This window comes from Bradyrhizobium sp. RP6, assembly GCF_003837805.1.
GTDB lineage: Bacteria > Pseudomonadota > Alphaproteobacteria > Rhizobiales > Xanthobacteraceae > Bradyrhizobium.
Genome location: NZ_RQIT01000013.1, coordinates 122,320 through 135,101, shown reverse-complemented (window position 1 = coordinate 135,101; position 12,782 = coordinate 122,320). Strand labels below are relative to the sequence as shown.

At 65.6% G+C, this 12,782-nt stretch carries 14 protein-coding genes; 8 read left to right on the top strand and 6 right to left on the bottom strand.

The window, feature by feature from the left end:
- Nucleotides 1-208: 208 nt before the first annotated feature.
- From EHH60_RS22820 to EHH60_RS22810, 3 genes are all read right to left on the bottom strand, one after another.
- Entirely contained in the window at nt 209-799 is a 591-nt protein-coding gene (locus EHH60_RS22820) for an SCO family protein (protein WP_124161681.1), read from the bottom strand.
- A gap of 24 nt (nt 800-823) precedes the next feature.
- Entirely contained in the window at nt 824-1,018 is a 195-nt protein-coding gene (locus EHH60_RS22815) for a hypothetical protein (RefSeq protein ID WP_124161680.1), read from the bottom strand.
- Nucleotides 1,019-1,128: 110 nt separating this feature from the next.
- Nucleotides 1,129-1,650 carry a Clp protease/crotonase-like domain-containing protein gene (locus tag EHH60_RS22810; protein WP_124161679.1) on the bottom strand — a complete coding sequence of 174 codons (522 nt, stop codon included), beginning with the start codon at nt 1,648-1,650 and terminating at the stop codon, nt 1,129-1,131.
- 263 nt (nt 1,651-1,913) lie between these two features.
- Between EHH60_RS22810 and EHH60_RS22805 the strand changes: the two genes are divergently transcribed.
- The 7 genes from EHH60_RS22805 to EHH60_RS22775 all read left to right on the top strand — a co-directional run bounded on the left by EHH60_RS22805 (nt 1,914) and on the right by EHH60_RS22775 (nt 9,488).
- Entirely contained in the window at nt 1,914-3,572 is a 1,659-nt protein-coding gene (locus EHH60_RS22805; RefSeq protein WP_124161678.1) for an FAD-binding dehydrogenase, read from the top strand.
- Nucleotides 3,573-3,575: 3 nt separating this feature from the next.
- Nucleotides 3,576-4,493, top strand: a complete 918-nt coding sequence (locus tag EHH60_RS22800) for a CE1 family esterase (protein ID WP_124161677.1) — start codon at nt 3,576-3,578, stop codon at nt 4,491-4,493.
- Nucleotides 4,494-4,626: 133 nt separating this feature from the next.
- Nucleotides 4,627-4,977 (top strand): RidA family protein, encoded by a 351-nt coding sequence (locus tag EHH60_RS22795; RefSeq protein ID WP_124161676.1) that lies wholly within the window; start codon nt 4,627-4,629, stop codon nt 4,975-4,977.
- A gap of 114 nt (nt 4,978-5,091) precedes the next feature.
- Nucleotides 5,092-5,457 (top strand): nuclear transport factor 2 family protein, encoded by a 366-nt coding sequence (locus tag EHH60_RS22790; protein WP_124161675.1) that lies wholly within the window; start codon nt 5,092-5,094, stop codon nt 5,455-5,457.
- Between the two features lie 77 nt (nt 5,458-5,534).
- Nucleotides 5,535-8,120 carry a ligase-associated DNA damage response DEXH box helicase gene (locus tag EHH60_RS22785; protein WP_124161674.1) on the top strand — a complete coding sequence of 862 codons (2,586 nt, stop codon included), beginning with the start codon at nt 5,535-5,537 and terminating at the stop codon, nt 8,118-8,120.
- Between the two features lie 116 nt (nt 8,121-8,236).
- Nucleotides 8,237-8,935 carry a ligase-associated DNA damage response endonuclease PdeM gene (gene pdeM / locus EHH60_RS22780; RefSeq protein WP_124161673.1) on the top strand — a complete coding sequence of 233 codons (699 nt, stop codon included), beginning with the start codon at nt 8,237-8,239 and terminating at the stop codon, nt 8,933-8,935.
- A gap of 121 nt (nt 8,936-9,056) precedes the next feature.
- Complete coding sequence (locus tag EHH60_RS22775; RefSeq protein WP_124161672.1) at nt 9,057-9,488, top strand: hypothetical protein; 432 nt, start codon at nt 9,057-9,059, stop codon at nt 9,486-9,488.
- Between the two features lie 123 nt (nt 9,489-9,611).
- Here the strand turns inward: EHH60_RS22775 and EHH60_RS22770 are convergent, their stop codons facing one another.
- Nucleotides 9,612-10,361: a DUF2865 domain-containing protein gene (locus EHH60_RS22770; RefSeq protein ID WP_124161734.1), complete on the bottom strand. Its 750-nt coding sequence runs from the start codon at nt 10,359-10,361 to the stop codon at nt 9,612-9,614.
- Between the two features lie 245 nt (nt 10,362-10,606).
- Entirely contained in the window at nt 10,607-11,170 is a 564-nt protein-coding gene (pyrE, locus tag EHH60_RS22765; RefSeq protein ID WP_100234702.1) for an orotate phosphoribosyltransferase, read from the bottom strand.
- Nucleotides 11,171-11,340: 170 nt separating this feature from the next.
- Here pyrE and EHH60_RS22760 point away from each other — a divergent pair, with 170 nt between their 5' ends.
- Complete coding sequence (locus tag EHH60_RS22760; protein ID WP_124161671.1) at nt 11,341-11,967, top strand: glutathione S-transferase family protein; 627 nt, start codon at nt 11,341-11,343, stop codon at nt 11,965-11,967.
- Between the two features lie 178 nt (nt 11,968-12,145).
- On the opposite strand, the gene EHH60_RS22755 is transcribed toward EHH60_RS22760, so the two are convergent.
- On the bottom strand, nt 12,146-12,781 hold the full coding sequence (locus tag EHH60_RS22755; protein ID WP_124161670.1) for a LysE family translocator: 636 nt from the start codon (nt 12,779-12,781) through the stop codon (nt 12,146-12,148).
- Nucleotide 12,782: the final 1 nt, after the last annotated feature.

Here is a 12,782-nt window from a genome sequence, read left to right as displayed (position 1 = left end):
GGGATCGGAGGGCGTTATAGACCATCCCGCCGGGAACGCGAGCGCCGATTGCGGGTGTGCTCCCTCCCCCGCTTGCGGGGGAGGGCTGGGGAGAGGGTGTCTCAACGACGAAGACTCCCCCAGAGGAGAGAGCCCTCACCCGGCGCTCCGCGCCGACCTCTCCCGCAAGAAGGTCAAACCGAGACTGAGGCGCGATCGGCCCGCCAAATTAGAGATACTTCTTCAAATCCGCTGCCGCCTCTGCCGGCGCGCGCTTCAGGTTGAACGGCGAGACGAAGCGGCCGTCGCGGTCCATCAGATAGATCAGCGCGGTGTGGTCCATGGTGTAGTCGCCGTCCTTGGTCGGGACTTTCTTGGCGTAGACCCGGTAGGAGGTGATGACCTTGGCGGTTTCGGCGGGATCGCCGGACAGGCCCTCCAGGTGCGGATCGAAGCTCGACAGATAATCCTTCATCGTCGCCGGCGTATCGCGCTCGGGGTCGACCGAGATGAAGACGGCATTGACCTTGTCGGCGTCCTTGCCCATTGCGCGCAGCACCTCCGAGATCTCGAACAGCGAGGTCGGGCAGACGTCGGGGCAATGGGTGTAGCCGAAGAAGATCAGGGTCGGCTTGCCCTTGAGGCTCTTGTCGGTGACGGCCTTGCCGTTCTGGTTGGTCAGCTGGAACGGTCCGCCGATCGCGGCCGGCTGCGCCACCTTGCTGAGCCCGCCCATGGCCCAGAACATGATCAGGAGCCCGACAATAAGGCTTGCGGCGAAGGCGGTCGCAATCACCAGCGGGCGGATGGCGGAGCTCATAGGCGGAAAACTTCCTGTCGCAGGTCAGAAGCAGGCGGCAAAGCCGGTCCTGATCATTTCGAAGAACACCTGGCTGCCATAGTGGAACCACAGCGCCAGTGCGCCGATCACGACGGGGCCGCCGATTGCCGCGCCAACCCACAGCAGCACGGACGGCATCCGGCCGGCAGTGGGCGAATTGTCCGATAGCCGATGTGCTGGATGCAGTGGTTGAGCCATGACAACGATCGGGACGAAGGCCCCGGTTCCCTGGCTTTCAGATAGGCTTTGTGCCGTCTGCGGGCAAGACGCAGCCGGGCGGCGCAAAAGGATCCCTCAGGCTGCGAATATCAGTGAAGCAGCTGGCCCCGAGCGGATTCGAGTTGATCCGCTTTTGGAAGCGATCGGCGCGACGGCTTGGCCGTCGAGGCCTGAGCGTCCAGATAGCAGGGCTTGTACATGGCTTCGAGCTGCTTGCCCTTCAGGAAGAGCATGCGTGGGGTAAGCCCGCCCCGCTGGCCGATCCAGCGCTTCACCTGCGAGGGATACATCGCATAGAGCATCTGGGTCGCTTCAGGATTGGTGATGGCGCGGCCGTTGGAGCCGAAATCCCAGGCGGCGTGGAAGCCGAGTGTCGCATGCGAGGTCACGCAGATCCGGTCGTGCGGGATTGCGCCGAGCACGATGGTACAGGCGGAGGCGCAGAGGCCGTCGATGATGACGGTCTCGCCCGATTGTCTGAGGTCCTGGTACCTGTCGACATAGGTTCCAATCCGGCCACCGCGGTCATCCGCGATCCGAACCACCGCGTGAGAAGCCCCCATGCCCGCAATCAGGAGAACCACCGCAAGCAATCCCGTCAGAAACTTCATTGTCCCCCGCCCCAGCGAATTCGAATCTGCGTGTCAGGTGGTGATGCACAGCTAGCGTCTGTCGTAACCAAGGTTTTGTCTAGGCAGGCCGGCTCGATCAAAACAAATTCAAATCCAGTGTTGCGTCCGCGCTGCACTCGCACCGGTCTCTCACCCAAAGTGGAACAAGTTAATGAGGTCTTACGCGTCACACCCTTGATCTCAGTTACAACCGCTGGCTTCAATCCGGGCAATTACAGGGGAATTCATGGAGGGGGGAAGGCATGGCTGAGGAAACAGACGTCATCGTCGTCGGCGCGGGACTGTCGGGCCTCGTTGCCGCCACCGAGATCGCCGACGCGGGCAAGCGCGTGATCGTCGTGGACCAGGAAGGCGAGCAATCGCTCGGCGGACAAGCATTCTGGTCGTTCGGCGGACTGTTCCTGGTCGGTTCGCCGGAGCAGCGCCGGCTCGGCATCAAGGACTCCTTCGACCTCGCCATGCAGGACTGGCTCGGCACCGCCGGCTTCGACCGCGACGAGGATTTCTGGCCGCGCCAATGGGCCGAGGCCTATGTGGCGTTCGCGGCCGGCGAGAAGCGCGACTGGCTGCGCGCCATGGGCCATCGCATCTTCCCCGTGGTCGGCTGGGCCGAACGCGGCGGCTACGACGCAATGGGCCACGGCAATTCGGTGCCGCGCTTCCATGTCACCTGGGGCACCGGCCCCGGCCTCGTCGAGCCCTTCGAGCGCCGCGCGCGCGAGGCCGCCCAAAGCGGCCGGCTGAGCTTCAGGTTCCGCCATCGCGTCGATGCCCTCTCGATCACCAATGGCACCGTGGACGGCGTCAGCGGCGCCATCCTCGCGCCCGACACGATCGAGCGCGGCAAGAGCTCCTCCCGCAACGTCGTCGGCGAGTTTGCGTTGAAGGCGCAGGCCGTGATCGTCGCCTCCGGCGGCATCGGCGGAAATCACGAGCTGGTGCGGCAGAACTGGCCAAAGCGGCTTGGCGAGCCGCCGAAATTCATGATCTCCGGCGTTCCCGAGCATGTCGACGGCCGCATGATCGGCATCACGGAAACGACCGGTGCGCGGCTGATCAATCGCGACCGGATGTGGCACTACGTCGAGGGCATCCAGAACTGGTCACCGATCTGGCCGCGCCACGGTATCCGCATCCTGCCCGGCCCCTCCTCAATGTGGTTCGACGCCACGGGCACACGGCTGCCGGCGCCGCTGTTCCCGGGGTCCGACACGCTTGGCCAGCTCAAATACATCATGTCCACGGGCTATGATTATTCCTGGTTCATCCTGACCCAGAGCATCATCAAAAAGGAGTTTGCGCTGTCGGGCTCGGAGCAGAACCCCGATTTGACCGGCAAGAGCTGGCGCATGACCTTGCGCCGTGCCACCAACAAGGGCGCGCCGGCGCCGGTGGAGGCGTTCAAGAGCCATGGTGTCGACTTCATCGTCCGCGACAAGCTCGATGAGCTCGTTACGGCCATGAACGAACTCGCCGGCAGCGATCTCCTCAAGGTCGAGCACATCAGGATGCAGATCGAGGCGCGCGACCGCGAGATCGCCAATCCCTACGTCAAGGACGCGCAGGTCATGAACATCCACAATGCGCGCCGCTATATCGGCGACAAGTTGATCCGCACCGCCTCCCCGCACCGCATCCTGGATCCCGCGCATGGGCCGCTGATCGCGGTGAAGCTCAACATTCTCACCCGCAAGACGCTGGGCGGCTTCGAGACCGATCTCGACTCCCGCGTGTTCGGGGAGGAGGGCCGCGTCATTCCCGGCCTCTACGCAGTCGGCGAAGCCGCCGGCTTCGGCGGCGGTGGCATGCACGGCTACCGCTCGCTGGAGGGCACTTTTCTTGGCGGCTGCCTGTTCTCGGGCCGCAATGCGGGCCGTGCCGCCGCCAAAGCGGTGGGCTAGATCATGCTGCGATGGATGCGCATCGCGGCGCTGGCCGCGTCATTGGCGGCAGCTTCAGCTGCATCCGCCGTTACGATCGACGTCGACGGCGTGAAGCGGTCCTACACCGCGCAACTGCCGGCCAAGAGACCTGCACCGCTCGTGATCGTGCTGCATGGCAAGACCCAGCGCGGTGCCGACATGATCACGCGGACGGCCTGGCCGCAGGTTGCAAAGCGCGAGGGCCTGGCCGTGGTCTTTCCGGACGGGCTCAACAATGCATGGGCGGACGCGCGAACGAAGGCCGGGCCCGCACTGCGTGGACCACCGGCAGGTACCGATGACGTCGCCTTCATCGCAAAGCTCGTCGAGAAGCTGGTGGCCGACGGCACGGCCGATGCAAAGCGCGTCTTCATCGCGGGCATCTCCAATGGCGGCGCCATGGCGATGACGATGGTCTGCGCGCGCGCCGATTTGTTCGCGGCAGCTGCGAGTGTGATCATGAATCTCACCGACGAGGCTGCCGTCACATGCCATCCGTCACGGCCGCTCCCGATGCTGCTCATGAACGGCACCGCGGACCTGCTGGTCCCCTACGCCGGCGGACGCGGATCGAGCTACTTTGCCGCGGACGGGTTCTGGTCCACCGACGAGACACTGGCCTTCTGGCGCAGGCTCAATGGCTGCGAGACCGATGACGCCGAGACGACTGATTTGCCGGACAGGGCGCCCGCAGACCATTCCACGGTCACGCGGATCTCCTCACGCTGCCCCCGGGGACACGACGTGGTGCTGTATCGTGTCAACCAGGGCGGCCATCGCGTGCCCGGATTTGCTCCGGATGCCCGCTTCCCGAAGGTCGCCGTCGGCCTGCTGGGGCCGCAGAACGCCGACATCGATGGTGCCGAGACGATCTGGACATTCTTCAGCCAGTTTCCGTAAAGCGACGCATGCATCGGCGGTGACGCATCCGCCGCAGGCAACGCATGCGTGCCCGGCAACGCATGCGTGCCCGGGGTGGCAGAGCGCGAGGTGCTGGGCTAGACAGGGCCGCCATTCCACCAGGAGATCCCCAATGAGCATTCAGCGTTTTGAAACCGGTCCGCGCATGAGCCAGGTCGTCGTGCACGGCAACACGGTCTATCTCGCCGGCGTCGTCGCGAACAAGGCGGCCGGCGAAAGCGTGACGAAGCAGACCCAGGACATCCTGGCGACCATCGACGGCCACCTCGCCAAGGCCGGCACCGACAAGTCGAAGCTGCTGTCGGCAACGATCTACATCACCGACATGAAGACTTTCGGCGAGATGAACGCGGTGTGGGACGCCTGGGTCTCGCCCGGCAACACCCCGGCGCGCGCCACCGTCGAAGCCAAGCTGGCCGCCCCGCAATACACTGTCGAGGTCATGGTGACGGCGGCGAAGTAATTTTTTGCGAAAACCCCACGCGCGTTGATGACCTCCGGGGTAATCGATCAACGCGCGTGGACCTTCGATAGTCGCGGTCAGCCGGACAACACGGCACCATCGAAGGAGAGCACCATGATCGACCCCACCACCATCGCCCACCGCTACATCGAGCTCTGGAACGAGCGCACGGCCGGACGACGTCGCGAGCTGCTCAGCGAAAGCTGGACGACGGATGCGAGCTATGTCGATCCCTTGATGAAGGGCGAGGGCCGGGACGGCATCGAGGCGCTGATCGCGGGCGTGCAGCAGCGCTTTCCCGATTTCAAGTTCAGGCTGATCGGCGAGCCAGACGGCTACGGCGATCACGTCCGCTTTTCGTGGGGACTTGGTCCTGACGGCACCGACAGCCCGATCAAGGGCACGGAATTTGCCGTGCTGAAGGAGGGGCGCATCAGCCGCGTGACCGGATTTCTGGACCAGGTGCCGACCGGCGTGTGAGATCTCTTGCCCTTCTCGCCGCAGGCGGGGAGGGCCACCCCTCGACGAATCCGCTCCTGCGGCTTACCTGTCATGCTGTGCCGCCTCGGATCCTCCAAATATCGGTCAAGCCGGCCGCGCTGCTGCCGGATCTCTTCCAGGCGTGGTTCGCAGCCCGCGGCTGGTCGCCGCGCGCGCATCAGTTGGCGCTGCTGGAGAAGGCGCGCGAGGACCGCTCGGCGCTCCTGATTGCGCCGACCGGCGCCGGCAAGACGCTCGCCGGGTTTCTGCCGACGCTGGTGGAGCTGTCGGCGCAGTCGGTCGAACGGGGCGCGGGCGCGAAGAACCTCGTCTCCACCGGCCGCAGCGTGCAGCGCGCCGGCGGCCTGCACACCCTCTACATCTCGCCGCTCAAGGCGCTTGCCGTCGACATCGCGCGCAATCTGGAGCGGCCGGTCGCGGAGATGGCGCTGCCGATCAAGGTCGAGACCCGCACCGGCGACACGCCGGTGTCGCGGCGGCAGCGGCAGCGGCGCTATCCGCCGGACGTGTTGCTGACGACGCCCGAGCAGCTCGCACTGCTGCTCTCCTCCGACGACGCACCGTTCCTGTTTTCCTCCTTGAAGCGCATCGTGCTCGACGAGCTGCATGCGCTGGTGACGTCCAAGCGCGGCGATCTGCTCTCGCTCGGGCTCGCGCGGCTCTGGCGCCTCGCGCCGCAGATGCGCGCCATCGGCCTATCGGCGACTGTGGCCGAGCCGGATCAGCTCGCGCGCTTCCTGGTGCCGCAGCCCGACGGCAAGGAGGCCGCTGCCGATATCGTCGTCGCCGGCGGTGCCGCGCCGCCCGTGGTCGAGATGCTCGATACGCGCGAGCGGCTGCCCTGGGCCGGCCACAGCGCGCGCCACGCGCTCCCCGAGATCTACGAGCTGATCAAGGCGAACAAGACCACGCTGGTCTTCGTCAACACCCGCAGCCAGGCCGAGATGCTGTTCCAGAATCTCTGGAGCATGAACGACGACGGCCTTGCCATCGCGCTGCATCACGGCTCGCTCGACGTCGCCCAGCGCCGCAAGGTCGAGGATGCCATGTCGGCCGGCAGGCTGCGTGGCGTGGTCTGCACCTCCTCGCTCGACCTCGGCGTCGACTGGGGCGATGTCGATCTCGTCGTCAATATCGGCGCGCCCAAGGGCTCCTCGCGCCTGATGCAGCGCATCGGTCGTGCCAATCACCGCCTCGACGAAGCCTCGCGCGCGGTGCTGGTGCCGGCCAACCGCTTCGAAGTGCTGGAGTGCCGCGTCGCCATCGATGCCATTGCGGAGAACGCGCAGGACACGCCGCCGCTGCGCCAAGGGGCGCTCGACGTCCTCGCCCAGCATGTGCTCGGCTGTGCCTGCGGCGAGCCGTTCCTCTCCGATGATCTCTACCGCGAGGTCCGCACCGCCGCGCCCTACGCCGACCTGTCGCGGCAGGATTTCGACGACGTCGTCGATTTCGTCGCCTCCGGGGGCTACGCACTGAGGACCTATGAGCGCTTCGCCCGCATCAAGCAGGACAAGGAGGGCCGCTGGCGCGTCGCCAATCCAAAGGTGCGGCAGAGCTATCGGATGAATGTCGGCACCATCGTCGAGGACGACATGCTGAAGGTGCGGCTGGTGCGCTCGCGCGGCGGCGGTCAAGGGAAAGCAGGCGGCTCGACCGGGGTGATTGCGCGCGGCGGCAGGCTGCTTGGCGAGATCGAGGAGGCCTTCATCGAGGGCCTCTCGCCCCGCGACACCTTCGTGTTCTCAGGCGAGGTGGTGCGCTACGAGACCCTGGTCGAGGACCAGGTCTATGTCTCGCGCGCGCATGACAAGGACCCGAAGGTGCCGTCCTATATGGGCGGCAAATTCCCGCTCTCGACCTATCTCGCCGAGCGCGTGCGGCGCCTGCTCGATGATGGCCGCGCATGGGGCGGCTTGCCGGAGCAGGTGCGCGACTGGCTGTCGCTGCAGAAGGACGTCTCGCGCGTGCCGGCGGTGCGGGAGCTGCTGGTGGAAAGCTTTCCGCGTGCCAACAAGCATTATCTCGTCTGCTACCCTTTTGAGGGCCGCCTCGCGCATCAGACCCTCGGCATGCTGCTGACGCGGCGCCTCGAGCGCGCCCGCGCGCGGCCGCTCGGCTTCGTCGCCAACGAATATGCGGTGGCGATCTGGGCGCTCGGCGATCTCTCCTTCATGATCCGCGACGGCAGGATCGACCTCAACGCCCTGTTCGATCCTGACATGCTCGGCGATGATCTCGAAGCCTGGCTCGCGGAATCCGCGCTGATGAAGCGCACCTTCCGCAACTGCGCGATCATCTCCGGCCTGATCGCACGCCGCCACACTGGCGAAGAGAAGAGCCGCCGTCAGGTGCTGTTCTCGACCGACCTCGTCTACGACGTCCTGCGCAAGCACCAGGCCGACCACGTGCTCTTGCGCGCTGCGCGTGCCGATGCCGCCACCGGCCTGCTCGACCTGCGCCGCCTCAGCGACATGCTCGCCCGAATCCACGGCCGCATCACGCACCGGGAACTCGACCACGTCTCCCCGCTGGCTGTCCCCGTGATGCTGGAAATCGGCCGCGAGTCAGTCTATGGCGAAGCTGCAGACGAGCTTTTGGCGGAGGCCGCCGACGAGCTCGTCAAAGAGGCGATGTCGTAGAGAATTTTGCCAGTGGGGCGCGCTAATCCATCCACACCGTCATGGCCGGGCTTGTCCCGGGCATCCACGTCTTCGTCGCCGCAGCAAGAACGTGGATGGCCGGGACAAGCCCGGCCATGACGGAGCATGTTGCACTATCGATTACGTCAACGGGCGGGTTGGATGTCGCGGGCATCTCGTTCCTCACCGATCTCTCCGGCGCGCTGTTCTGGGACGAGGAGCGCCTGCTCGTGGTCTCCGACCTCCATCTGGAGAAAGGCTCGAGTTTCGCAACGCGCGGCGTGCTGCTGCCGCCTTACGATACCATCGCGACGCTCGGCCGGCTCGCTGCTGTCATCTCCCGCCATAATCCGCGAACCGTCATCGCGCTTGGCGACAGCTTTCACGACCGCACCGCGCATGAGCGCCTGTTGCCGGACGATCGCAACGCCGTCGCGGAACTCCAGAGCGGCCGCGACTGGATCTGGATCTCAGGCAATCACGATCCCATGCTGCCGCGCGATCTCGGCGGCACCGTCGCGGACGAGGTCATGATCGGCCCGATCACCTTCCGCCACGAGCCGACCGGTGCAAGCGGCGAGGTCGCCGGCCATCTGCATCCGAAGGCGCGCGTCTCCGCGCGCGGTCGCTCGATGGAGCGCCGCTGCTTCGCCGGTGACGGGATGCGTGCCGTGATGCCCGCCTTCGGCGCCTATGCCGGCGGCCTCAGCATCCGCGACGCTGCCTTCGCCAAGATCTTTCCGAAGAACGGCTTCGTCGCCCATCTCCTCGGCGACCGCCGGGTCCACGCCATCGCGGCCTCGCGCTGTTACTAAGAGACGCCGTCTGCATCTCGGAACAAATTAAGAACAATTTAGCAAGTCTTTGATATATCATTGTGATTCGGCGGCCTTGCCGATACAATATCTAGTGTCTGTCCGACTTTGCGAGGACTACATGTCCACCGTTGCCTTCGACCAATTTGCCCTTACCCGGATCGCCGATTTCGCGCGCTCGCTATCGCGGCTGCATCAGGCGGCCCGGCGCTACGCCGTCGATGACGATCAGTTCGACCGCGAGTTCAACGCCGTGTGCCAGTCGATCTGGGGCTACACCATCGACGACGTCAGCGACGATCTGTTCTCGACCGAGGACCATCTGTTTCTCGACACGCTGGACGAGGCCCATGCGCGCATCTTCGCGGCCGAGCAGGGTTACGACCTTGTCGACGAAACGGGCATGCTGACGGATTGGTGGGGTTTCTGCTGGATGATCCTGGCCGAGAAGCGCGGTCTCCTGACGCCGGAGAACCGTGCCGCCGCGCGCGCGGCGATCGAGGAGAAATATCTGGCCGCGCCCAACGTGATCGGGGTGATCATCGGGAGGTGACGGCTCGTTCGCCGTCATTCCGGGGCGATGCGTTAGCATCGATCCTGGAATCTCGAGATTCTCCGGTGCGCACTCGCGCACCGGAGTTCATCGCTGCGCGATGCCCAGGAATGACGGAAGTAGCTAATCCAACCCCGCGCGCTTCGCCGGCTTCGCGGCCGTTTTCGGCACCGTCACATCAGGCAGCGTCTCGCGCACGATCTCGGCCGGGGCCGGCGCATCTGCCGACACCGCCTCTGCCCGCACCGGCGCCACCTTCATCTCGCCGAGGCGCGCGCGGACCTGGGCGGTGAGGCCGGGATAGGAGGCAACCGGTGTGAAGTCCGCAGCCTGATCGTTGCCGACGCGGATGCCGGTATAGGCGACGAGGCCGTCGGTGGTGGCAATCACGTCGCCGGCCTTCAGCGAGGAGTCCAGCGCGAGATCGACCGGGGCGAGCCCGACCGGTTCACGGCCGTTGCAGGTGCAGTCGGCGCGCAGTGCCTTGCGATAGGCGAACGCGTTTTCGCTGTCGGCGTAGCGCTCGCCGCTCTGCGAATAGGCGCCGTCGATGCTGGACCCAAAATAGACCTTTGTGGCGGTGGCGGGGCAGAAGGCCTGACACATCTGCGCTGGTGAGACGGCGCCTCGCATCAGCGGAAAATATTTGCCATCGCAGCTGCGCACGCAGAAAGCCGGGCCCGAGCCGCCGGCCGCGCGTGTCGGCGGTACATATTGCGGATTCTGCTGGCCTGTGAAGGGATCGGAGGAGGCGTTCGGCTGCTGTGGCTGCGGCCGCTGCATTCCGCCGAACAGGAAATCGAACAGGCCTTCGGCCGAAACCGGGGTCGGGGCCGCGAGCATGGGAACCGCAACCGTGACGGCTGCGAACATTGCGCGACGCTGCGTATGGAACAAATCTGTACGCACGGCTCACTCCACCCGACGCTACGGAACCGGCCGGGACCGTTCGAGGTCTCCAGCGCACGGTTCACCCTAATGCGCGATGGTAAATGAGCGGTTGCGTGGCGGCGGTTTCAAGACGAGGCGGTGATCTCTTTATGGCCGGGCGCAGCTTTCACGGACGGCGTTGCTCCCGGGGCACGCCCAGGCATGTCGACGGAGAAGGTCTCGTCCTCTTACGCCTTCAAGAACTCCGACGCCTTGTACAGCGAACGGAACGGCAGGCCGGCCGCACCAAAGGTGTCGGTGGCGCCTTCCTCGCGGTCGACCATGGTTAGCACCAGCACCACATCGGCGCCGGTCTCGCGCACCGATTCCACCGCCTTCATCGCAGAGCCGCCCGTGGTGGTGACGTCCTCGACGATGACGACGCGCTTGCCCGCCAGCGTCTCGCCCTTGGGCAGGCCTTCGATCGCGAGCTTGGCGCCGTGCTCTTTCGGCTTCTTGCGCACGAAGAAGGCCGCGATCGGATGGCCTTTGATCCAGGAGATCTGCGCCAGCGCGCCGGCGAGCGGGACGGCACCCATCTCGAGCCCGCCGATGAAATCGAGCTGATCGTCCTTGAGCGCCTCATAGGTCAGCTCGGCGAGCAGCGTCGCGCCTTCGGGGTCGAGCATGGTCGGCTTGAGGTTGAAGTAGAAATCGCTCTTGCGGCCCGACGCGAGCGTCACCTCGCCGCGGCCGAATGAGCGCCGCCGGATGATTTCGAACAGGCGGGCGCGGGAGGCAGATTTCGACACGAGGACCCTCGAACAGCGTTTTGGGTGGAGGCGGAATTTATCCGGCACCGCCGCGACATTCCAGAGGGGGCGTCTCCCGTCAACAGGGATTGGCCATCCCGGGCCGCCGGTTGTGAGGGTGCAACCATCTGGAGTAGTTGAGGGGGCAAGCCTTTTGGGAAGGAAACGGAATGACCATCGAGCTGTACACCTGGAACACGCCGAACGGCCGCAAGATCTCGGTCGCGCTGGAGGAGATGGGGCTGCCCTACAAGGTGATCCCGGTGAACATCACCAAGGGCGAGCAGATGGCGCCCGAGTTCCTCAAGCTCTCTCCGAACAACAAGATCCCCGCGATCGTCGATCCCGAGGGCCCCGACGGCAAACCCGTCAGCATCTTCGAATCCGGTGCGATCCTGCTCTATCTCGGCGAAAAGACCGGCAAATTCCTGCCGAGATCGCTGAGCGAGCGGGTCCCGGTCTATGAATGGCTGATGTGGCAGATGGGCGGATTCGGGCCGATGCCGGGTCAGGTGCATCATTTCATCGCGCTGGAGAATGAGCAGGATCGCGCTTACGGCCTGAAGCGCTTCATGGCGGAGACGCGCCGGCTCTACGGCGTGCTGGACCGGCGGCTCGAGGGACGCGACTTTGTCGCCGGCGAGCTCTCGATTGCCGATTTTGCCATCCTGGGCTGGGCCTGGCGCCACCCTCGCCACAAGGTTGATCTGGCCGACTTCCCCAACGTCAAGCGCTGGTACGAGGCGCTGATGGCGCGCCCGGCGGTGAAGCGCGGGATGGAAGCGAAGCTGGATTGACCCGGCAAAGAGCTCTCGCGCCTCGTGCCCCGGACGCGACGCAGCGCGTAGCGGTGCGTCGCGGAGCCGGGGCCCATGCCTCTGCGATCTCATTCTTGGCCTTCTGGATCCCGGCTCTGCGCAGCAGCGCAAGAGCGCTGCAGCACGTCCGGGACACCGGGTGCGGTCGCGGCCTCCGCTACACCCTCTTCGCTTCCACCGCCATTCGCACCGCGAGTCCCGCCAGCACGGTGCCCATCAGCCAGCGCTGCACCAGCATCCAGCTCGGCCGGTTCGCCAGGACCAGCGCGATCGAGCCGGCCGCGAGCGCGATCATCGCGTTGACGCTGACGCTGATCGCGATCTGGATCGCGCCCAGCACCAACGACTGCGCCAGCACGCTGCCCGCGGCAGGATCGATGAACTGCGGCAGCAGCGCCAGATACAGCATCGCGATCTTCGGGTTGAGCAGGTTGGTGACGAAGCCCATCGCGAACAATTTGCGCGGGCTGTCGATGGCGAGCTTCCTCACCTGGAATGGCGAACGCCCGCCCGGCTTCACCGCCTGCCAGGCGAGCCACAGCAAATAGCCGGCGCCGGCAAAGCGCAGCGCGTCATAGGCGAAAGGAATGGCGAGCAGCAGCGCCGTGATGCCGAACGCCGCGCACAGCATGTAGAACACGAAGCCGAGCGCCACGCCGCCGAGCGAGACGATGCCGGCCGCGGGCCCCTGCGTGATCGAGCGCGAGATCAGATAGATCATGTTCGGCCCCGGCGTGAGCACGAGACCAAGGCTGACTAGGGCAAAGCCGAGCAGGGCGGAGGTATGGGGCATG

Excerpts from the sequence above, each read along its gene's own strand:
- EHH60_RS22775 (WP_124161672.1), top strand. The coding sequence starts at position 9,057 with ATGTCCACCGTTGCCTTCGACCAATTTGCCCTTACCCGGATCGCCGAT.
- EHH60_RS22805 (WP_124161678.1), top strand. The coding sequence starts at position 1,914 with ATGGCTGAGGAAACAGACGTCATCGTCGTCGGCGCGGGACTGTCGGGC.
- EHH60_RS22815 (WP_124161680.1), bottom strand. The coding sequence starts at position 1,018 with ATGGCTCAACCACTGCATCCAGCACATCGGCTATCGGACAATTCGCCC.
- EHH60_RS22790 (WP_124161675.1), top strand. The coding sequence starts at position 5,092 with ATGATCGACCCCACCACCATCGCCCACCGCTACATCGAGCTCTGGAAC.
- EHH60_RS22795 (WP_124161676.1), top strand. The coding sequence starts at position 4,627 with ATGAGCATTCAGCGTTTTGAAACCGGTCCGCGCATGAGCCAGGTCGTC.
- EHH60_RS22800 (WP_124161677.1), top strand. The coding sequence starts at position 3,576 with ATGCTGCGATGGATGCGCATCGCGGCGCTGGCCGCGTCATTGGCGGCA.
- EHH60_RS22755 (WP_124161670.1), bottom strand. The coding sequence starts at position 12,781 with ATGCCCCATACCTCCGCCCTGCTCGGCTTTGCCCTAGTCAGCCTTGGT.
- EHH60_RS22760 (WP_124161671.1), top strand. The coding sequence starts at position 11,341 with ATGACCATCGAGCTGTACACCTGGAACACGCCGAACGGCCGCAAGATC.
- pdeM (WP_124161673.1), top strand. The coding sequence starts at position 8,237 with ATGACGGAGCATGTTGCACTATCGATTACGTCAACGGGCGGGTTGGAT.
- EHH60_RS22770 (WP_124161734.1), bottom strand. The coding sequence starts at position 10,361 with ATGTTCGCAGCCGTCACGGTTGCGGTTCCCATGCTCGCGGCCCCGACC.
- EHH60_RS22820 (WP_124161681.1), bottom strand. The coding sequence starts at position 799 with ATGAGCTCCGCCATCCGCCCGCTGGTGATTGCGACCGCCTTCGCCGCA.
- EHH60_RS22810 (WP_124161679.1), bottom strand. The coding sequence starts at position 1,650 with ATGAAGTTTCTGACGGGATTGCTTGCGGTGGTTCTCCTGATTGCGGGC.